We start from the raw sequence: 21,439 nt of genomic DNA on the forward strand, positions 1-21,439 counted from the left end.
TCATCAAACCAAACTTGATTCTGGTTTTGATTTATCACTTTTCTTGAGCTCAAAACTAAGATTCACATGATCATGATCATCGACATCAATAGTGACCCGACCACCGTCACTAAGGCGGCCAAATAAAAGTTCATCAGCAAGAACACGGCGAATTGTGTCCTGAATGATTCTCTGCATCGGTCGTGCGCCCATCAAGGGATCAAAACCACTTCTCGCAAGAAAGGCCCGCAGTCGATCGGTGAAGCTCACATCAACTTTTTTGTCCGTCAACTGAGCTTCTAACTGCAACAGAAATTTATCGACCACTCTAACGATAATTTCCATATCGAGCGACTTGAAACCCACAATAGCATCAAGCCGATTACGGAATTCTGGCGCGAACATTTTCTTAATATCAATTATCTCATCGCTAGATTCACGCCCACCCGTAAAACCAATCATCGGCCTTTGCATGGTTTCTGCGCCCGCATTGGTGGTCATGATTAGAATCACATTTCTGAAATCAGTTTTTCTGCCGCTGTTATCTGTCAATGTGCCATGATCCATGACTTGGAGAAGAATATTAAACACATCTGGATGTGCTTTTTCTATTTCGTCCAGCAATAAAACACTGTACGGTTTTTTATTAACAACTTCCGTCAGAAGACCGCCTTGATCAAATCCAACATATCCTGGAGGAGCACCGATGAGACGACTCACTGTATGTCTTTCCATATACTCAGACATGTCAAATCGAATCAACTCAATCCCCAAGATTATCGCCAATTGACGAGCGACCTCTGTCTTTCCAACCCCCGTAGGGCCGGTGAAAAGATACGCACCGATGGGTTTATCTGGTTTGCCAAGCCCCGATCGCGCCATTTTGATCGCACCGGTAATAGCATCGATGGCTTTATCCTGTCCAAAAACAACATTTTTCAAGTCGCGATCCAAGCTCTTGAGCTTACCTCGATCATCACTAGAAACTGTGGACGGTGGAATTCTGGCAATCTTTGCCACAATTTCTTCGACTTCTGTGCGTGTGATCGTTTTCTTTTGACGACTCTTGGGCAGAACACGCTGGGCAGCTCCAGCCTCATCAATCACATCGATGGCTTTGTCTGGAAGATGTCGATCGTTGATGTATTTTGACGATAGTTCTGCCGCAGCTTGAAGAGCACTGAGAGCGTACTTGACATGATGATGTTCTTCAAACCGAGCCTTAAGACCCTTCAGTATTTCCACCGTTTGATCAATCGATGGCTCCATCACATCAATTTTCTGAAATCGTCTTGAAAGCGCAGCATCTTTCTCAAAAATACCTCGATATTCTGAAAAAGTTGTGGCACCAATACACTTCACCAAACCAGAACTGAGCGCAGGCTTCAAAAGATTACTTGCATCCAAAGTCCCCCCAGATGCAGCACCAGCACCAATCAATGTGTGAATTTCATCAATAAATAAAACAGCATGCGTATGCTCTTTTAATTGCTTGATGACCATTTTAAGCCGTTGTTCGAAATCACCTCTGTACTTGGTGCCAGCCAACAATGACCCCATATCAAGAGAAAAAACCACCGCATCAACTAAAACATCAGGAACTTGCCCATTGACAATTCTCCAAGCCAATCCTTCGGCAATCGCTGTTTTCCCAACTCCAGCCTCACCCACCAAAAGCGGGTTATTTTTTCTACGCCGACAAAGAATTTGAATCACACGATCAACTTCAACATCACGGCCAATCAATGGATCAATATTTCCATCTCTTGCCGATATATTCAAGTTAATTGTATATTGATCAAGAGGCGAATTCTTAGAATCATGATCAAGTGATTTTTCAGAATCTTGACGAACCGAATCATCTTGTACTTTAGACTCAGACGCATCTGATTTCTTAATGCCATGCGCTATATAATTAACAACATCTAAACGAGTAACACCCTGTTGATGCAAATAATAAACAGCATGGGAATCTTTCTCACCGAAGATTGCAACCAATACATTGGCGCCATTCACCTCTTTCTTCCCACTACCCGTAGATTGAACGTGCATAATAGCGCGCTGAATGACACGCTGAAATCCAAGAGTTGGCTGAGTATCGACCTCCTCTGTTCCAGAGACGACAGGCGTATTATCTGCAATAAATTGAACAACACTTCTGCGAAGATCATCAATATTTGCAGAACAGGCCTTTAAAACATCTGAAGCCGACGGATTATCAAGTAAAGCCAAAAGCAAATGCTCGACGGTAATAAATTCATGCCGCTGCTGCCGTGCCTCGACAAACGCCAGATGAAGGCTAACTTCAAGTTCTTGAGCAATCATTCTGCCTCCATAATGCACTGCAATGGATGTCCAGCATTTTTAGCTGTCATTGATACTTGATCAACCTTGGTTAAAGCGACATCTTTAGAATAGACACCACAAATACCACGGCCTTCATGATGAATTTTTAGCATGATTCTCGTTGATTCATCTAAATTCAAATGAAAAAAATGCTGCAATATCAAGATAACAAACTCCATTGGAGTAAAGTCATCGTTGATCAATACAACTTTATAGACAGGTGGTGGATCTGCCGCAAGCATAAGAAATTCAGCTTCTTGTGCTGTTTTGACAGAATGTCCATTTTTCTCATGGGCAGCAGTCGAATGAACGGCAGAAGCGATAGCGCGCCATCGACTCTCAGCAATCTGTGAGAGTAGTAAATCATTGATCTGTGAAGATGTCTGTTCTGTCATGCTAGGCATTCTAGAACGATTATCACGTCATTTGCCTATTGGTGTCTTCATCATTGACAGGATATCTCTCTTGTTTAGAAAATCCACGTTGAAGACATGGGTAACAGGAGACAGTGAGATGCCACTTGGAAACGTGAAATGGTTCAATGATGTCAAAGGTTTCGGCTTCATTCAACCTGATGATGGCGGTGAAGATGTGTTCGCACATTTCTCCGCGATCCAAATGGAGGGATATAAAACCCTCAAACAAGGGGCAAGGGTTTCTTTTGAAATCACAGATGGTCCTAAAGGTAGGCTAGCCCAACAGATTTCTTACGCGGAAGAATTAGTGCAAAAATAATTGATCACCCATAAAAAAATCGACCCCTAAGGGTCGATTTTTTAGACGTGCATCAAATGCATTACATGTTTTCGATCATAACTTGACCGAAACCAGAGCACGAAACTTGCGTTGCACCGTCCATGAGGCGTGCAAAGTCGTATGTCACTTTCTTCGAAAGAATCGATTTCTCCATCGATGAAATGATCATATCCGCAGCCTCAATCCAGCCCATATGACGCAACATCATTTCAGCAGACAAAATCTCTGATCCTGGATTAACATAGTCCTTACCCGCATATTTTGGGGCAGTTCCATGCGTCGCTTCAAACATTGCGATCGAATCTGATAAATTAGCGCCTGGAGCAATGCCAATGCCTCCAATCTGTGCAGCCAATGCATCAGAAATATAATCGCCATTAAGATTCAAAGTGGCGATCACAGAATACTCTGCAGGCCGGAGAAGAATCTGCTGTAAGAATGCATCAGCGATGGAATCTTTAATGATGATTGTCTTTCCGTTCTTCGGATTAACAATCTTCGACCATGGTCCACCATCGATAAGTTCCGCACCAAATTCATTCTTGGCGAGCGCATACGACCAATCCCTGAAGCCACCCTCAGTATATTTCATGATATTACCCTTGTGAACGATCGTCACACTTGGCTTATCATTGTCGATAGCATACTGAATAGCTTTACGAACCAATCGTTCCGTACCATCCTTAGAAACTGGCTTAATGCCAATTCCAGATGTCAAAGGGAATCTAATCTTCGTGACACCAAACTCTTCAATCAAAAATTTGATGAGCTTCTTTGCTTTGTCTGATTCGGCTTCATACTCAATGCCGGCATAGATATCCTCAGAATTTTCTCTGAAGATAACCATCTCAGTTTTCTCTGGTTCTTTGACGGGCGATGGCACGCCCTTAAAATAGTGAACTGGGCGCAAACAAACGTATAAATCAAGTTCTTGACGAAGCGCCACATTCAAAGAACGAATACCACCCCCGACGGGCGTGGTCAACGGCCCCTTGATCGAGACAACGTAATCTTTCAAAGCATGTAAAGTTTCTTCAGGCAACCAAACATCTGGGCCATATATACGGGTTGACTTTTCACCCGCATATATTTCCATCCAATGAATTTTTCTGCGTCCACCATAAGATTTCTGAACAGCTGCATCAACCACCTGAATCATCACAGGTGTAATGTCATATCCAGTTCCATCCCCTTCAATATATGGAATGATCGGTTGATCAGGTACGTTTAGCGAATTGTCAGAATTGACAGAAATCTTTTGTCCTTCGTGAGGAACTTTGATGTGCTGGTACATGTAGCCGACTCCGTGTTTCTACATTGAGAACAAGATTGGAGAGCATATTCTACGTGAGCAGTCCTGTCACCTAACTTTCAAAATTCATCGTAGGACTCACAGATCGCAGCCCTCTCTGCTGCAAATTAACTCAGCCACACTGAACACCAGAATTAGCCATGGAAAAAAGCAATCGATACATAGACCAAGCACCAGCAACCGTCACAGCCAAACCGGCTAGGCGGTAGGAGAACGTGCCGCGTGACCATGCGGATGAAGATGCTGCTGCTGCCGCTGCCACCTCAGGACGCGCTGACGGCATCACGACCACAGAGCCTTGAGGCGCTCCCCCTAAAGTGTCATGGGATGGTACTGTCTTCATGAGATAGCCCCATAGCCATCCACCTGACAAAAGGGCAACCGAACTGGCTACACCAAATGAAAGCATCACAAGAGCCCCTTCAAGAGGACTATTGACAAGCGAGGCGATCAAAAAAGCAGAGTGCAAAACACCACATGGCAGTAAAGACCACAGTGAACCCAATCCAAATGATCTCGCCAAATAATAATACCTTGGCTTGTCATGATTCTCATCAGGCTTGGAATTTATTTTAAAAAAAGTCATATTTTTTGTGGCACCTACAAAAAATATGACTCGATCGGGTAGCCGACCAACAATCAGCATCCATACGCCAGTTATAAATATAAAAAACTGAAACAATACCCAAATTGGACGCAACCAACTTATACCCATAAAATAAGTGATCGACGCTGATGTGAATAAGCCAATCAAGGCTCCAGCCGTTGCGTATGAAAAAAGCCTGCCGAGCAAAACAGGCAAATATGATAAAAATCTACGTGCGATCGATTCACGATCAGTTTCACACGTACTGGCCGACTTTTCGCATATGGCTCCACACATGGTCATGCAATGTGGTGATGCGACCAGACCAACGACAGCCGCACTCATATACAAGCCATATGCCATATCAAATCACCTTGGAAAAATTGCCCCGGCCTCTGTCAATTTGCAAATACTTATCGAAGACCATCGCAACATATCGGACAAAGTACCACCCAAGATCCGTCAATTGGAAGCCATCAGCCTGAATAGTCAAAAGACCATCCTGCGACAATTTACCCAACTCTATCAACTCATTCTTGAAATATGATTTAAATTCAATCAAATGAGAAATCTGAACTGACTCAAAATTTAGACGCCCATGACACATGATCGCCATGATTACTGAGCGACGAAGCACATCATCTCGACTCAAGTTAAATCCTCGAATAGTCGGGAGTGTATTTCTCGAAATATAATCATAGTACTCATCGAGTGTTTTGGCATTTTGTGTATATGTCGCACCAACTTTACTGATTGCAGAAACACCAAGGCCAATCAAATCACAGTCGGGTTGCGTGCTGTAGCCTTGGAAATTTCTGTGCAGAAGTCCCTGCCTCTTTGCCACGGCCAGAGGATCATCAGGCAGTGCAAAATGATCCATACCAATGTACCGATAGCCTTTGGAAACAAAACCACTTAACGCCGTTGAAAGCATGCCAAGTCGATCAGTTCCGCTTGGCAAATCATCATTATTGATACGTCTTTGCGGTTTGAATCTAGATGGCAAATGTGCATAGCCATACATAGCAATTCTATCTGGTCGAATAGATGAAACCAATTCAACTGTTTTAGAAAAACTTTCAGGTGTTTGAAGCGGCAATCCATAAATCAAATCAACATTGATGGATGAATAACCAAGACGTCGCGCAATCTTCATCAAATCAGCCACTTGTTCAAACGGCTGAACTCGGTGAACAGCTACTTGAACCTTTTGATCAAAATCCTGAACACCAAAACTAATTCTATTGAAGCCTATTGACTTCAAATTGGTTAGCCTCTCTTCATTAACAGTTCTTGGATCAATTTCAATGGAATACTCGCCATCCGGAGCCAAGTCGAAATGCATCTTGAGCATTTCAAAAACTTTTGATATTTCTGCATCCGTAAGAAATGTTGGCGTTCCACCACCAAAATGAAGCTGACTGACAACTTCGCGCACACCGAGGTGAGAAGAGATGAGACTCACCTCACTTTCGAGTGCTTTGAGATAAGCATCACTCTTTGAACGATCTTTCGTAACAATTTTATTGCAAGCACAGTAGTAGCATACTGACTCACAGAATGGAATATGAATATAGATGGAGAGTGGCAACACCGCCGTACCAGCACTCACACGGCGCTGCTTCAGTGCCAACGCATGGAACTCGTCAGTCACAGCCTCTACAAAGCGATCTGCAGTTGGGTAGGAGGTATATCGCGGGCCAGGAATGTCCATCTTATGCAACAAATCCTCACCAAAAACGATCGGCTCATCAATGCCGACGGGTAAAACGTCGGCGGGTGTGCCCAAAATGGCATCAGCGTTCATAGGTGCGTTCATCCCGAGACTTTGCCTTGCATGCGACCATCGTCCTTGACATAGCTCAAGCTTTGAGCCTTACCAATTATGATTCATGCATTCGCGTTGCCTCTCATGCTGCAACAAAGACCACATGACGCTGGTTGATGCTGGGGCGGACTACGTCGATAATCCGTCACATCATGCAAGACACCACCTCCCTGCCCCCATCTTCTCGAATTGACACGCTCAAAGTTGCCTGCTCTGCGTGCAACCTAAGGGAGCTCTGCTTACCAGTCGGCATGTCAGAACAAGAGCTAACGACGTTAGACAACTTGGTCAGCAATCGACGTGTTGTGCGACGTGGCGAAGTACTCTTCCATGCGGGTGATCCTTTTACAGCGCTTTATGCGGTTCGAACCGGTTTTTTCAAAACCATTGTCTCGGCGGTTGATGGCCGGGAACAGGTCACCGGCTTTCAGATGGCCGGAGAGTTGATTGGACTTGATGGCATCAGCACTGATAAACATTCCTGCGACGCTGTTGCCCTTGAAGACTCGCAAGTCTGCATGATTCCTTATTCTCATCTTGAAACTCTTTCACGAGAGTTCACGTTGTTGCAGCATCAATTTCATAAGATCATGAGCCGGGAAATCGTGCGTGATCATGGGGTGATGCTTCTTCTAGGAAGTATGCGGGCAGAAGAACGCTTAGCTGCTTTTTTGCTTAATTTAACCCAACGTCTTCAGGCTCGAGGTTTCTCACCATCTGCGCTTGTTTTGCGCATGACAAGAGAAGAAATTGGGAGCTATCTAGGACTTAAACTAGAGACAGTAAGTCGCACATTTTCTAAATTCCAGGATGATCAGATTCTCGAAGTGAAGCAGCGTGACATTCGTATTCTTGATCAAGAGGCCTTGCAGCAAGTTGTTAACAGTGCACAGTGCTAGTTTTTGACTTCATAGAAAAAGGGGCTTCATTTGAAGCCCCTTTTTCTATGTTTTGCTGCAATTTAAAGAAGCATCACGGCTTCACACCACCAGTTGTTGCGTGATTACGTCCCTCCATCGCAGATCGATAAGAAGGATGGTTTTTCTTGCCTGGATCAACTTGCAGATCTTCAGGCCCTGTCACCAAGACAGGGTCTTGGCCACGAATAGCAACGACGGCGGTAGACACTGCCGCAATCACAACAATCAAAGGCCCAGCAATCACCAGCCAAACCATCTTTACCTGCCACCAAGCGAGGGGCTTTTCAGCCCCTTCTTTGCTGGTAGTTTGATCACTGGGGGTTTTTGCATTTTGCTGATTCATGGCTATACCTGAAATTGAAAATTTACTTTTTAACGTGGAATCATGAAGGTTGATTTTTCATGCACCACAACTTCCTCACCAACACCTGAGTTATTCACACGATGCACATCAAAATGCACAGCTTTAATACCAGGACCTTCATTTTTGGCGATTTCAAAAGGAAGCTCAACCGTCAACGTGACCCATTCTGCTTCAGTGGCAGCAACCTTGATCAATTCATCCGGAACAATCTTATACCCATGAATGCCGGACGCCGTGACACGATAAACCTGCTTTTCTTCGGTAGCATTCATGATCTGCAGTCGATAGACGTTTTCAACTCCACCCTCGCCATTCACACGAGCCAAGGTTGTGCGATCTCGAACAATATCCACTTTAAAGGGATCACGCGTCCAAATGGCATACCCCAAAGCAAAGACAATGGCCCCCAAGATGGCCGTGTAAATAATGACTCGTGGACGGAAAATCCGCATGAGTGATTGCTTATCGGTGAGTTTTTGCTCCATCCCATGTTGCGTGGCATAACGAACCAAGCCTTGTGGATAGCCCATTTTATCCATCACCCCATTACAAACATCGATACATGCGGCGCAGCCAATACACTCGTACTGCTGCCCATCACGGATATCAATACCTGTTGGGCAAACCTGAACACACAGATTGCAATCAATACAATCACCCAAGCCAGCCGCTTTCGGATCAACTTTTTTGCCGCGTGATCCGCGTGGATCACCACGCTTATTATCATAGGTAATGATCAATGTATCGTGATCAAACATGGCTCCTTGGAATCGAGCGTATGGGCAAAGGTATTTGCAAATTTGTTCGCGCATGGATCCTGCAAAACCATAAGTCGCAGCACCATAGAAAAAGATCCAAAACCATTCCCAAGCACCAAAATCCAAATTCATGGCCTCATTGATCAGACTACGCATTGGGGTGAAATAGGATACAAAAGTGAAGCCAGTCCACAACGACAGCAAAATCCATGCTGTTTGTTTACCCGTTTTTCTGAGTAACTTATCTTGAGTCCACGGCGATGCATCGCGTTTCATCCGCGCATTGCGATCACCTTCGAATCTATTTTCAATCCACATGAACATTTCTGTATAGACCGTTTGCGGACATGTATATCCACACCACAAACGTCCAGCCACCGCAGTGAACAGAAATAGTGCATATGCCGAGATCATCAGAACGGCAGTAAGGAAAATAAAGTCTTGTGGGTACAACACAAGATCGAATATATAGAAACGGCGTGACTCAAGATTAAATATCACTGCAGGCCGGTTATTCCACATCAACCAAGGAACACCATAAAAAACAAGCTGCGTGATCCATACCATCAGCCACCGAATTTTGGAAAAATAACCAGAAACCTCCTTAGCATATATTTTTTTATGGGGTGCATATAGCGTTGCTGTTGGGCGTTCTTTGGTAGTCATGATGATATATAAGCAATCGTTGATTTAATTCAACTAGAAAAGGAGGGGGTCACCCCCCTCCCTCTGATGGACGAATCAGTCACCAGCCCTGTTCGTCGTCTCACACCAAAGTCTCAGGACTTCTTAGCGGCATCAGCTGTAGCTTGCTTGTGCGACAAGCTCCAGATGTAGGCAGCCAAAACGCGGATCTGATCCTTAGAGAACTTGTAGCTCCAAGAAGGCATGGTGTTGGTCTTGCCATTATTGATACGCTCAATGATGGCGGCTTCACCAAAGCCATGCAGCCAGATCTTGTCGGTCAAGTTAGGTGCGCCCATCGCTTGAGTACCCTTGGCATCGGCACCATGACAGCCCGTGCAACCAGCGTTTTCAAACTTGGGCTTACCACGCTGAGCAGCGGCATCGTCATGGGGGCTGCCGGACAAGCTCAGAACGTAGTTGGCCACGTCCTTCACATCTTCCGGTGTACCCACGGCAGCAGCCATCGGCGGCATCACCCCAACACGACCACCGGTGATGGTTTCGATGATGGTTTCGTGGGAGCCACCATAGAGCCAGTCATCGTCGGTCAGATTGGGGAAGCCCTTGCTACCCTTGGCATCTGAACCGTGGCACACGGTGCAGTTGTTCAAGAAGATGCGCTGACCAATACCCATGGCTTGCTGGTCCTTGGCCATGTCTTCAGCAGACATGGAAGCGAAACGAGCATAGATCTTGGCTTCTTCAACCTTGGCCTTTTCTTGTTCAGCTTCCAATTGGCCCTTGCTGGTCCAACCCAGCAAACCCTTGTAGGTGCCAATGCCAGGATAGAGCGTCCAGTACAAGATCCCGAAAATGATCGTGATGATGTACAGGCCGACCCACCAACGCGGCAGTGGGTTATTGAACTCGCGCAATGTTTCGTCCCAAACATGGCCTGTGGTGCCATCCTCGGACGTATGCGGTTTCATTTTGAAATTCAGATACAGGACGCCGGAGCAGAAGATGATTGCCCATACCGCAATCGCTACTTCATACATTTCCCATCCTGTGGAGATGAAATCACTCATTAGAGCCTCCAACTTTCTTGCTTTGACCCACGCTCAATTCCTCATCATCGAAGGGAAGCTTGCCAGCATCCTCCAAATCATGCCGATTCGAGCGCGAGTACGCCCACATGACAATACCAACGAATGCCATGAAGGTTGCCACTGTGAATATGCTTCGAGCCGTATTGATATCCATCGAAGCACTCCTTGATTACTTCCGAGCCGTACCCAAAATTTGCAGGTACGCAATGACAGCTTCCATTTCGGTATGGCCCTTGACTTCGTCGCCAGCCTTGGCGATTTCGTCATCGGTATAGGGCACGCCAACCTTGCGGAGCGCAGTCATCTTCGGTGCCAGATCTGCCGGATCAAGCACAGCCTTTTCCAACCAAGGATAGGCAGGCATCACCGACTCAGGCACCACGTTACGCGGATTCATCAAGTGGATGTAATGCCAGTCGTCGCTATAACGACCGCCCACACGATGCAAGTCCGGACCGGTCCGCTTCGAACCCCATTGGAACGGATGGTCGTAAACGAACTCACCCGCCAACGACGGCGGACCGTAACGCAGCACTTCAGCGCGGAAGGGACGAATCATCTGCGAGTGGCAGTTGAAGCAACCTTCACGGATGTACACGTCACGACCAGCCAGTTGCAACGCGGTGTAGGGCTTGACACCCTCGATCGGCGTTGTGGTGGAGTGTTGGAAGAACAGCGGAACAATTTCCACCAAACCGCCAAACGAGATCGTGAACAGGGTCAGGATGATCAGCAAGAAATTGCTGGTTTCAATCCGCTCGTACCCCTTGGGAGAACTGTGATCAGCCATTTTTATTTGCTCCTTCGGTTCAGGCGTGAGCTGCGACCGGCGAAATACGCACAGGCTCAGCCTTACCGTTACGGATGGTCATCACGGTATTCCAGCCCATGATGCACATACCAAAGACATACATCAGACCGCCCACCAAACGCAGAGCGTGGAACGGAACCGTTGCCTTCACACCTTCGACGAAGCTGTAAACCAGCGTGCCGTCAGGATTGATAGCGCGCCACATCAGACCTTGCATCACACCCGAAATCCACAAGGCGGCGATGTAAATCACCACACCAATGGTCGCGATCCAGAAGTGCAATTCAATCGCACGAACGCTGTACATCTCGGTACGGCCAAACATGCGCGGAATCAGGTAATACAGCGAGCCAATCGAGATCATGCCCACCCAGCCCAAAGCGCCAGAGTGCACGTGACCCACGGTCCAGTCGGTGAAATGCGACAAAGCGTTCACGGTCTTGATGGCCATCATCGGGCCTTCAAAAGTGGACATACCGTAGAACGACATGGCCACAATCATGAACTTCAGGATGGGATCGTCGCGCAGCTTGTGCCAAGCACCCGACAACGTCATGATCCCGTTGATCATGCCGCCCCAAGAGGGAGCCAACAGAATCAGCGACAGAACCATACCCAGCGATTGGGTCCAGTCAGGCAGAGCCGTATAGTGCAGGTGGTGCGAACCAGCCCACATGTACGTGAAAATCAGAGCCCAGTAGTGCACGATCGACAGGCGATACGAGTACACCGGACGCTGAGCTTGCTTGGGGATGTAGTAATACACCATGCCCAAGAAAGCAGCAGTCAGGAAGAAGCCCACAGCATTGTGGCCGTACCACCATTGCACCATGGCGTCTTGCACACCGGCATACACCGAGTAGCTCTTCGTCAGGCTGACAGGAATGGCAGCACTGTTGAAGGTGTGGAGCAATGCCACAGCCAAGATGAACGCTGCAAAGAACCAGTTCGCCACATAGATGTGACGCACTTTGCGTGTACCGATGGTGCCAAAGAACACCACGGCATAGCAGATCCAAACGACTTCGATCAGCAAGTCGATCGGCCATTCCAGCTCAGCGTATTCCTTACCTTGGGTGATCCCCAGCGGCAAGGTGATGACAGCCAAAACCAGCGCCAGATTCCACCCGATGAAGGTGAACATGGCCAGCTTGGGCATGAACAAACGTGTGTGGCAGGTCCGTTGAACCACGTGGTAGCTCGTTGCGAACAACGCACAACCACCAAAGGCAAAAATCACCGCGTTGGTATGTAAGGGTCGAATCCGACCGAATGACAACCATGGGATACCGAGCGTGAGCTCGGGCCAGACGAGCATCGAAGCCGCAAAAGCTCCAACCGTCATCCCAATGATGCCCCAGAACACAGCAGCCACGGCAAAGAGCCGGACTGTTGTGTCGCTATAAACCGACTCTGTGGTCGGCAGTGTGTTACTCGCCATCAATCTACTCCTCGGAAGGTTCTCCATCCTTGTGCGGCCGAATTTTCTTCAGCCCCTTATAAGCGAGGTTGATTCCCATCAACTCCGCCGTCATTACTCCACAAAATTCGCTCACCTTCGCGCTCGAGATCATCGAACTGGCCGCTTTTGACGGCCCACGCGAAAACACCCATGACTGCCAAGACGAGCAAAACTGAGAGTGGAATGAGTAAAAACAAAATATCCATCAGAACCTCTCACACCGATTGAGGCCGGGATAGGCCACCAACATCGACATCTTGTTGAAATGACGGAAGAGACGCATCAGCGTCAAAAACAGACCGCCGCGCTAATCGGAGGGCATTCAGCACCACACCCAAAGAGCTGAGCGCCATACCAACACCGGCCAAAAAGGGTGACAACCACCCCAACATGGCAAGAGGCACACCAATCAGGTTGTAAGCCAAGGCCCAACGTAGGTTTTGGTTCACGACGCGAAGCGTTTTTCTTCCCGCGCTCACCAAAACCAAGACATCCATAAGCCGATTGGACAACACCACCACATCAGCCCGAGCTTGAGCCAAGGCAGCACCGGACCCCATGGCGACAGAGACATTCGAACGCGCCAAGACCGGCGCATCGTTGATCCCATCACCCACCATGACGACCACAGCACCCGCAGCTTGGAGCTGCTCAACACGCTCTAACTTGGCCTGCGGCGTACACAACGAACGCACGCGATCAGCTTCACTGATGCCAAGCTTAACAGCCATCGCATCCACACTACCTTTTTGGTCGCCAGACAGCACGTGCACTTCCAGCCCCGCTTGGGCCGCCCGCTGAACCAACTCAACGGCATCTGGCCGCAAAACCTCTTCAAATTCGAAAAATGCCACAGGAATCCACGTGTTTTGGGCCGGGTCCACACTGTACGCAAGCCAAACAGAGGGCCGTTCAAGAGATCGGCCAACTGCGCCCCCGCACCAAGCCATGGAGCCTAAGCGCCAGTACCGCCCTGCCTCCAAAGTAGCCTGCAATCCGCAACCAGGCTCTTCAGAAACATGCATCCAAGCCGATGAAGGCACCGACGCGGTCTGATCGACAGCAGCCTCACGCAAGGCACGAGAAAGAGGGTGATGAGAATGCGCAGCCAAGCCTGTGGCCAAAAAGATCACTTCCGCACGGTCAACGTCGGACTGCAATAACTCCACGTGTTCGAGCGCGAACCGGTCTTCAGTCAATGTGCCTGTCTTATCAATCACCAGATGACTGGCTCGCGACAAGACTTCCAAGGCATCCAGTCTCTGGACCAAAACACCGCGTCGTGCCAATTCACCCGTAGCCGCAAGCAAAGCCACCGGCGCGCCCAAAGACAGTGCGCAAGGACATGTGACGACCAACACAGCCACAGCCACCCAAACAGCCTTCGTGGGGTCAATGGCGTGCCAAACGGCCCAAGCCAAGATGGCCGTCAACAGCACGCCCCATAAAAACGGGGCAGCCAAACGCTCGGTACTTTGAATAAAAGCTGGGCGCTGCATCAAAGCGCGCTCAACCAATTCGACAATTTGTTGGTACCGCGTGTTCGTCCCCAAAGCCTCAACACGCATCAGGACCGGTGACCCCAAATTCAAGCAGCCGGCCGCCACAGTCTGACCGGGACCACGCTCCACAGGCACGGACTCCCCGGTCAGCATGGACTCATCCACTTGGGTGCGCCCCTCAAGGACAAGACCATCCGCCACAAAGGCTTGCCCAACTTGAATGCGCAAACGATCCCCAATCATCAAGCGATTGGCAGCCACCAATTCACTGTGCCCATCGCCGTCCAACCGTTCTACCGAATCTGGCAAACGCCGCATCACGGCGTCCAACGATTGCGCGGCCTTGTGGCGAGCCCGAGTTTCAAGCACACGCGCCCCAAGCAAAAAAGCCACAAACATCGCCAAAGAGTCGAAGTAAACCTCCCGACCCATCACACCTTGGGGATCGAACGTCGCGACAGAGCTGGCAACAAAAGTGACGGCGATACCGATAGCCACGGGCACATCCATGCTGATATGCCACTGCCGCAATGCACGCCAAGCCCCCTGAAAGTAAGGGCCGGCAGCAAACAACATGACGGGCAAGGTCAACACCCAACTCGCCCAATGGAGCAATTTGGTGGTATCCGGCGCGATTTCATCCACCCCACCCACGTAAAAGGGCGCGGCGTACATCATCACCTGCATCATGCAGAACGAAGCGACAAACAAACGCCAAATGGCTTGACGAGATTCGCGCATCGCCAACGAAACAGCCTCGGCCCCCGTGTCGGGAAACGCGCCATAACCAGCCGCGCGAACTGCCTCCACCAAGGCAGAAGGCTGAACCTGCGATGCCACCCAAGTCACGACAGCACGTTGTGCGGACCCACTGACCTCTGCTGCGACAACACCCGGAAGCCGCATCAGCGCCGACTCGATCAAACCAGCACAGGCAGCACAATGCATGCCGCTTACCAGCAACCGAGACTTGCCAACACGCTCGCCATTTTCGGCGGTATGCCATTGGGTGTAGGCTTCCAAGCTCGCTGCGTCATCCAACGCCGCCACTTGGGTGGGCGTGAGCGACTCAGGCGAGATGGTCGTTGTGCGATCTGGAGTGCAACCTTGTATCGTCATGGAAGCGGCAGGATCCGCCCCACGCGGTCCACCCGAGATCGGTATTCTTTGGTAATTTCTTACGATTCAGGATGATGCGGATCAATACGAACCCATTCCGTTGCATTGTTGCAACAATCTTGTGGGCGGTCGCTCTGGCTGCCCCCGCTCAAAACACATCCCTAAAGGTGATCGAACTGCAGGCAGGCATGCACCTGATCCATGCTGAAGTGGCTCAATCTCCCAACGAGCGGCAAACTGGCTTGATGCATCGACAGCGCCTTGCCCCCAACAGCGGCATGCTCTTCGCCTTTGAGTTCGATGGGTTGCATTGCTTTTGGATGAAAAACACCTTGATCCCCCTGTCCATCGCATTCCTCAGCTCGAACGGCACGATCATCAACATTGCCGACATGCAGCCTCAAGATGAAACATCCCACTGCCCCAAACAGGCGGTTCACTTCGCACTAGAAATGAATCAAGGATGGTTCAAGCGCAAAGGCTTTAAAGCGGGCGATCAACTTGCAGGCACCGTCTTTATGCCATGAAAGAATATAGATCGCATAAATCTGTATTTTGCAAACATAACAGGAGTTCATACATTGGCAGCACTCCCCACACAGTGCCCGCCAGATGTATTCCTACACCGACTTCGATCGCCGCTTTATTCGTGCTCGCGCCGCTCAGTTCCGCGATCAGCTTGAGCGCAATCTGAAGGGCGAGCTGTCTGACGACGAGTTTCGCCCGCTTCGACTCCAGAACGGTTGGTACGTTCAACGTCACGCGCCGATGCTGCGTGTCGCCGTGCCCTACGGCGAAATTTCCAGTTCGCAGTTACGCACTCTCGCCTCCATTGCGAGTGATTTTGACCGTGGTTTTGCGCACCTAACCACCCGACAAAACGTTCAGTTCAACTGGATCCCGCTGAACCGTGCCGCCGATGTGATGGACCGCTTGGTGGGAGCGGACATGCACGGCATTCAAACCTCGGGCAATTGCATCCGCAACACCACCAGCGACGCTTTGGCCGGCATCGCTGTGGACGAAGTCATCGATCCACGACCTTATGCCGAGCTGCTGCGCCAATGGAGCACGCTCCATCCAGAATTCGCCTTCCTGCCTCGCAAATTCAAGGTCGCCATCATTGGTGCCACCGAAGACCGTGCCGCCATCGCTTGGCACGACATTGGCTTGCAGTTGCTCAAAAACGAACAGGGCGCCGTCGGTTTTCGCGTGCTGGTGGGTGGCGGTATGGGCCGCACACCCATCATCGCCAGTGAAATCAGCGCTTTCATTCCTTGGCAGCAGATCTTGGTCTTCATGGAAGCCATCGTCCGGGTCTACAACCTGTTTGGACGGCGCGACAACGCCTACAAAGCACGCATCAAAATCTTGGTGAAGGCGGAGGGTGCGGCGTTTACGCAAGCCGTCGAGAAGGAATTTCAGCAACTGCTGGTTCACCAGCCTTCACACCTGCTCAGCCAAGAGGCCTTGGATCGCGTTAGCGCGTCCTTTACCCCACCCGCAGCGCTGCGCACGAGCCAAGAAGTTCACTTTCCGACCAGCACTCCTCAGGCCTTGACCCGTTGGCTGAGCCGCAACGTACACCCCCACAAACACATCGGCTACCGCGCTGTCACCCTGTCGCTCAAGTACCCCGGCCAAGCCCCTGGGGACATCACGGCCGAGCAGATGTGCGCTGCGGCCGATTTGGCAGACCGCTTCAGCCACGGTGAACTGCGCATCACCCACGACCAAAACCTGCTTCTGCCGTGGGTCCGATGCGCAGATCTGGCCGAGCTGCACGAACAAGCCCGCGCGCAACGCTTGGCACAGCCCAATATTGGTCTACTCACCGACATGATCACGTGCCCAGGCGGCGACTTCTGCGCGCTGGCCAATGCCCGCTCACTCCCCGTGGCCAAGAGCATCACCGAACGCTTCGAGGATCTCGATGCTCTTTTCGACATCGGTGACATCGACCTACACATCAGCGGTTGCATGAACTCCTGCGGCCACCATCACACCGGTCACATCGGCATCTTGGGGATCGATAAAGATGGCAGCGAGTGGTATCAGATCACGCTGGGCGGCTCAGATGGTTCAGCCTTGTCAGGCGCATCAAGACCCGGCAAGGTGATCGGCCCGTCCTTTGCTGCCGAAGAAGTTCCAGATGTGATCGAGGCTTTGATTGACGTTTACCAAGAGCAGCGCCAAGCCGGCGAATCGTTCATCGACACGTTGCACCGCATCGGTGCCGACGCCTTCAAGACCCGAGCCCATGCTGTTCGGACCCTGACCACAGCAGCTCAGGCTCTTTGAACAGAAGCACCATGAAATACATCCATCATGCCACAGACGCTTGGTCCCTCTCCTGCGGTGAGGACGGGCCTCAACATCAACCCGCCCCAGCGCCGTATCAGCTGCTCAGTCTCGCTCAATGGCATGCCGTACGCGAACATTGGCCGCTTGATGTGCATGTCGGGCTCAGTCTGACCAACACGACCGAGGTACTCGACTTGGCCGATGACATCCATCGCATCGCCATGATCGCCCTGCACTTTCCCAAGTGGATGGATGGTCGCGCTTACAGCCAAGCCTATTTGCTGCGTACTCGACTTGGTTACCAAGGCGAACTCCGCGCCACCGGCGAGGTGTTGATCGACATGCTCCCCATGCTGCATCGCACCGGCTTCAACGCGGTGAAGTTGCACCGTGAAAGCGACGAAGCCGCTGCTCAACGGACCCTCTCTCTCTACAGCGAGTACTACCCACAGCACTACCAGAACGATGCGTGGTCTCACGCCACAGCGTTCACACCCCAAGTGGCCCACGCATGAGTGCCATCGATTTGTACGCCCACGCGACACCCGGCTTTGAAGAACGCGTTACCGCAGCAGTGGCAACGCTCAAACAAGCTGCGGAGACCTATCCGGACGGCATCGTCCAAGCCACCAGCTTGGGAGCAGAGGACATGGTCATCACCGATCTGATTGCCCGCCATGCGCTACCCATCGCGCTGGGCACGCTCGAAACCGGGGCCCTGCACAGCGAAACTGTGGCACTGATCGGTCGCATCGAAGCACATTACGGCCGCCACGTCGAGGTTTACCGCCCGATCGAAACTGCTGTGATTGAATTCGTGCAAAACCACGGCACCCAGGCCATGTACGAAAGTATCGCGCTGCGCAAGACGTGTTGTGGGATCCGCAAACTGGAGCCCTTATCACGCATGCTGGCCCATCGCCAAGCGTGGGTGACCGGGTTACGTCGCGAGCAATCGAGCGCACGCGGCGAAGTCAATCCGATTGAATCGGATGACCAAGGCCGAGCCAAGATCAATCCCTTGGTGGACTGGAGCTGGAACGATGTCTGGCACTACATCGCCCAGAACAACGTGCCCTACAACCCACTGCACGACCACTTCATGCCCAGCATCGGCTGCGCCCCCTGCACCCGAGCCATCGCTGTCGGCGAGGACTTTCGCGCCGGGCGCTGGTGGTGGGAGGACGAAAAGGCCAAGGAATGTGGCTTGCACGTCAGAGACGACCATCCCCAAGAGCAACAAGAGGCTTGAGAGAACCATGAATGCACCTATGAATTTGCATCAGCTTCTGCCTGATCTTCCCCAACTCGGCTCCTTGAGTCACGCCACCACCCTCAGCAAGGTTGCTGATCGGCACCTCGACGCCTTGGAAGAAGAGGCCATTTTCATCCTGCGCGAAGTGGCTGGCGCCTTTGAGCGGCCAGGCCTCCTGTTCTCGAGTGGCAAGGACTCATGCGTGGTGCTGCACTTGGCCGAGAAAGCGTTCAAGCGCCAAGTGAGCGGTCTTGGCGAGCGCCCCCGCTTTGCTGGCAAGCTGCCCTTCCCGCTGGTGCATGTGGACACCGGCCACAACTTCCCCGAAGTCATCCAGTTCCGCGATGAGCGTATCAAGGAGATGGGTGAGCGTCTGATCGTCGGTCACCTTGAAGATTCGATGACCAAGGGCACGATTCGCTTGGCGCACCCGCTGGAATCGCGCAACGGCCATCAAACCGTGACGCTGCTGGAAACCATCGAAGAACATCGCTTCGACTGCATGATCGGCGGCGCACGGCGCGATGAAGAGAAGGCCCGTGCCAAAGAGCGCATTTTTTCGCACCGCGACAGCTTTGGCCAATGGCAACCGAAAGAGCAGCGTCCCGAACTCTGGAACCTGTTCAACACCCGCATCAAACCCGGTGAACACTTCCGCGCCTTCCCGATCAGCAACTGGACTGAACTCGACGTTTGGCTCTACATCCAACGTGAGCAAATCCCCCTGCCCGGCATCTACTACACCCACAAGCGCGACATCTACCGCCGCAAAGGACTTCTGGTGCCGGTCACCGACGTCACACCACCGGACGCCAGCGATGTGGTCGAAACCGTGGATGTGCGTTTCCGCACCGTCGGTGACATGACCTGCACCTGCCCGGTCGAAAGCTTGGCCAGCACGACGGCTGATATCGTCGCCGAGACCCTGCAAGTCACGGTCTCCGAGCGAGGTGCCACCCGCATGGATGACCGCACATCAGAAGCCTCGATGGAGCGCCGCAAAAAAGAAGGGTATTTTTGATATGAGCACTGCAACTCAACACCTTGAAGCAAGTGAAGAACAGGCCCACAAGGCTCTGCGCTTCCTCACAGCCGGCAGCGTGGATGACGGTAAAAGCACGCTCATTGGTCGTTTGCTCTTCGACAGCCGTGGCATCTTGGCGGACAAACTAGACGCTTTGGAAAAGCGCGCAGCAGGCGCACCGATTGACCTGTCCCTGCTCACGGATGGCTTAGAAGCTGAGCGAGAACAAGGCATCACCATCGATGTCGCGTACCAGTATTTCGCCACCCCCAAACGCAAGTTCATCATCGCTGACGCGCCTGGACACGAGCAATACACCCGCAACATGGTGACTGCGGCGGCGGGTTCAGATGCCGCCGTGGTGCTGGTGGACATCACCAAACTCGACACATCTGCACCGGAAGTCGTGCTGCTGCCGCAAACACGTCGCCACAGTCTGCTGGCCCGCTTATTGCGCGTACCGAGCATCGTGTTCGCAGTCAACAAGCTGGATGCGGTGGAAGAAGACACCGAGGTGGCTTTCGATGCCGTGGCCAAAGCGCTGACAAAATTCGCCGAAAACGCCGGCATCAACGTACGCGGCATTGTGCCGGTCTCAGCACTGCGCGGCGACAACGTTGCGACACCCTCGGCCAATTGGCCTTGGTACAGTGGCCCGACGCTGCTACAGCTGCTCGAAACCCTGCCCGTCACGGACGAAGCGCATGACGGCAATCTGCTCATCCCGGTGCAATACGTCGCCCGTGATGATGGCGAGGGCACGGGGTACCAACATCGTGTGATGTGGGGCCGCATTGCTCACGGAACCGTCAAACCCGGTGATACGGTGCAGATTTTCCCAAGCGGTGAAACCGCTGTGGTGGCTGCTGTGCGCCATGCTGGCAGCGACGTGGATGGCTGCGAAGCCGGTCAGTCCGCAGGCATCGTGCTGGATCGACAGGTCGATGTTTCGCGCGGTGACTGGATCTTCACACCGGGAAGTGCGGGCAACGGCCAAGGCACCAAGCAGGAATTCCGCGCAACACTCGCTTGGCTCGACACCGAACCTGCCGTACCGGGTCGCAAATATTGGGTACGCCACGGTAACCGCTGGGTTCAAGCGCGAATCACAGCGATTGAGCACCGCTTGAACATCCATACGCTCGAAGAAGTCGAAGCCCACCAATTGGGCGTCAATGAAATCGGGCTGGTATCCATCCAGACCCAGCAAGCCTTGCCCATCGAGGCTTATACGAACAACCGTGTCGGGGGATCGTTGATCGTGGTGGATCCCACCACCAACCGCACCAGTGGCGCTTTGCTGGTCGCTTGACGTATATCAAATCAATCTACGGGGCCTTAGCTCGTAGAATGGCGTCCTTCTTTATTTGCACAAGT

The 21,439-nt window shown here is 51.3% G+C and carries 21 protein-coding genes; 8 read left to right on the forward strand and 13 right to left on the reverse strand.

The genetic code is table 11. The features are described from left to right. Positions 1 to 3 precede the first annotated feature (3 nt). Positions 4 to 2,304: an ATP-dependent Clp protease ATP-binding subunit ClpA gene (gene clpA / locus AB3X39_RS07030; RefSeq protein WP_369416651.1), complete on the reverse strand. Its 2,301-nt coding sequence runs from the start codon at positions 2,302 to 2,304 to the stop codon at positions 4 to 6. After that, positions 2,301 to 2,567: an ATP-dependent Clp protease adapter ClpS gene (clpS, locus tag AB3X39_RS13560; RefSeq protein WP_407069003.1), complete on the reverse strand. Its 267-nt coding sequence runs from the start codon at positions 2,565 to 2,567 to the stop codon at positions 2,301 to 2,303. The genes clpA and clpS overlap by 4 nt, the downstream gene beginning before the upstream one ends. Before the next feature lie 151 nt (positions 2,568 to 2,718). On the opposite strand from clpS, the gene AB3X39_RS07040 reads away from it, so the two are divergent. Continuing rightward, complete coding sequence (locus tag AB3X39_RS07040) at positions 2,719 to 3,060, forward strand: cold-shock protein (RefSeq protein WP_369416653.1); 342 nt, start codon at positions 2,719 to 2,721, stop codon at positions 3,058 to 3,060. 61 nt (positions 3,061 to 3,121) lie between these two features. On the opposite strand, the gene icd is transcribed toward AB3X39_RS07040, so the two are convergent. The 3 genes from icd to hemN form a co-directional block, all read right to left on the reverse strand. Beyond that, entirely contained in the window at positions 3,122 to 4,375 is a 1,254-nt protein-coding gene (icd, locus tag AB3X39_RS07045) for an NADP-dependent isocitrate dehydrogenase (RefSeq protein ID WP_369416654.1), read from the reverse strand. 130 nt (positions 4,376 to 4,505) lie between these two features. Beyond that, entirely contained in the window at positions 4,506 to 5,324 is an 819-nt protein-coding gene (locus AB3X39_RS07050) for a sulfite exporter TauE/SafE family protein (RefSeq protein WP_369416655.1), read from the reverse strand. Between the two features lie 19 nt (positions 5,325 to 5,343). Then, complete coding sequence (hemN, locus tag AB3X39_RS07055; RefSeq protein ID WP_369416656.1) at positions 5,344 to 6,786, reverse strand: oxygen-independent coproporphyrinogen III oxidase; 1,443 nt, start codon at positions 6,784 to 6,786, stop codon at positions 5,344 to 5,346. A 173-nt stretch (positions 6,787 to 6,959) separates the two neighbouring features. On the opposite strand from hemN, the gene fnr reads away from it, so the two are divergent. After that, positions 6,960 to 7,706 carry a fumarate/nitrate reduction transcriptional regulator Fnr gene (gene fnr, locus AB3X39_RS07060; protein WP_369416657.1) on the forward strand — a complete coding sequence of 249 codons (747 nt, stop codon included), beginning with the start codon at positions 6,960 to 6,962 and terminating at the stop codon, positions 7,704 to 7,706. Positions 7,707 to 7,779: 73 nt separating this feature from the next. On the opposite strand, the gene AB3X39_RS07065 is transcribed toward fnr, so the two are convergent. The 8 genes from AB3X39_RS07065 to AB3X39_RS07100 all read right to left on the reverse strand — a co-directional run bounded on the left by AB3X39_RS07065 (position 7,780) and on the right by AB3X39_RS07100 (position 15,479). Then, positions 7,780 to 8,070, reverse strand: coding sequence for a hypothetical protein (locus AB3X39_RS07065; protein ID WP_369416658.1), 291 nt, complete (start codon positions 8,068 to 8,070; stop codon positions 7,780 to 7,782). A gap of 29 nt (positions 8,071 to 8,099) precedes the next feature. Beyond that, the gene (ccoG, locus tag AB3X39_RS07070) at positions 8,100 to 9,515 is read right to left on the reverse strand and encodes a cytochrome c oxidase accessory protein CcoG (RefSeq protein ID WP_369416659.1); all 1,416 of its coding nucleotides are present in this window, start codon (positions 9,513 to 9,515) and stop codon (positions 8,100 to 8,102) included. 113 nt (positions 9,516 to 9,628) lie between these two features. Beyond that, positions 9,629 to 10,564 carry a cytochrome-c oxidase, cbb3-type subunit III gene (gene ccoP, locus AB3X39_RS07075; RefSeq protein ID WP_369416660.1) on the reverse strand — a complete coding sequence of 312 codons (936 nt, stop codon included), beginning with the start codon at positions 10,562 to 10,564 and terminating at the stop codon, positions 9,629 to 9,631. Then, positions 10,557 to 10,739 (reverse strand): cbb3-type cytochrome oxidase subunit 3, encoded by a 183-nt coding sequence (locus AB3X39_RS07080; RefSeq protein WP_369416661.1) that lies wholly within the window; start codon positions 10,737 to 10,739, stop codon positions 10,557 to 10,559. Before AB3X39_RS07080 ends, ccoP begins: the two co-directional genes overlap by 8 nt. Before the next feature lie 15 nt (positions 10,740 to 10,754). Then, a complete protein-coding gene (ccoO, locus tag AB3X39_RS07085) occupies positions 10,755 to 11,375 on the reverse strand; it encodes a cytochrome-c oxidase, cbb3-type subunit II (protein ID WP_009453409.1) in 621 nt (206 codons plus the stop codon). Positions 11,376 to 11,394: 19 nt separating this feature from the next. Further along, positions 11,395 to 12,837, reverse strand: coding sequence for a cytochrome-c oxidase, cbb3-type subunit I (ccoN, locus tag AB3X39_RS07090; RefSeq protein ID WP_009453408.1), 1,443 nt, complete (start codon positions 12,835 to 12,837; stop codon positions 11,395 to 11,397). A gap of 56 nt (positions 12,838 to 12,893) precedes the next feature. After that, positions 12,894 to 13,064, reverse strand: coding sequence for a cbb3-type cytochrome oxidase assembly protein CcoS (ccoS, locus tag AB3X39_RS07095; protein ID WP_009453407.1), 171 nt, complete (start codon positions 13,062 to 13,064; stop codon positions 12,894 to 12,896). 9 nt (positions 13,065 to 13,073) lie between these two features. Further along, a complete protein-coding gene (locus AB3X39_RS07100) occupies positions 13,074 to 15,479 on the reverse strand; it encodes a heavy metal translocating P-type ATPase (protein WP_369416663.1) in 2,406 nt (801 codons plus the stop codon). A 71-nt stretch (positions 15,480 to 15,550) separates the two neighbouring features. Between AB3X39_RS07100 and AB3X39_RS07105 the strand changes: the two genes are divergently transcribed. From AB3X39_RS07105 to AB3X39_RS07130, 6 genes are all read left to right on the forward strand, one after another. Beyond that, positions 15,551 to 16,006, forward strand: a complete 456-nt coding sequence (locus AB3X39_RS07105) for a DUF192 domain-containing protein (protein ID WP_369416664.1) — start codon at positions 15,551 to 15,553, stop codon at positions 16,004 to 16,006. 85 nt (positions 16,007 to 16,091) lie between these two features. After that, the gene (locus tag AB3X39_RS07110; protein WP_369416665.1) at positions 16,092 to 17,780 is read left to right on the forward strand and encodes a nitrite/sulfite reductase; all 1,689 of its coding nucleotides are present in this window, start codon (positions 16,092 to 16,094) and stop codon (positions 17,778 to 17,780) included. A gap of 11 nt (positions 17,781 to 17,791) precedes the next feature. Further along, positions 17,792 to 18,298, forward strand: a complete 507-nt coding sequence (locus AB3X39_RS07115; RefSeq protein ID WP_369416666.1) for a DUF934 domain-containing protein — start codon at positions 17,792 to 17,794, stop codon at positions 18,296 to 18,298. Continuing rightward, complete coding sequence (locus tag AB3X39_RS07120; protein ID WP_369416667.1) at positions 18,295 to 19,035, forward strand: phosphoadenylyl-sulfate reductase; 741 nt, start codon at positions 18,295 to 18,297, stop codon at positions 19,033 to 19,035. The genes AB3X39_RS07115 and AB3X39_RS07120 overlap by 4 nt, the downstream gene beginning before the upstream one ends. Positions 19,036 to 19,042: 7 nt before the next feature. Then, positions 19,043 to 20,059 (forward strand): sulfate adenylyltransferase subunit CysD, encoded by a 1,017-nt coding sequence (gene cysD, locus AB3X39_RS07125; protein WP_369416668.1) that lies wholly within the window; start codon positions 19,043 to 19,045, stop codon positions 20,057 to 20,059. A gap of 1 nt (position 20,060) precedes the next feature. Continuing rightward, positions 20,061 to 21,374, forward strand: a complete 1,314-nt coding sequence (locus AB3X39_RS07130) for a sulfate adenylyltransferase subunit 1 (RefSeq protein ID WP_369416669.1) — start codon at positions 20,061 to 20,063, stop codon at positions 21,372 to 21,374. The last annotated feature ends 65 nt before the right edge of the window (positions 21,375 to 21,439 follow it).

This window comes from Leptothrix ochracea, from assembly GCF_041083635.1.
Lineage (GTDB): Bacteria > Pseudomonadota > Gammaproteobacteria > Burkholderiales > Burkholderiaceae_C > Sphaerotilus > Sphaerotilus ochraceus.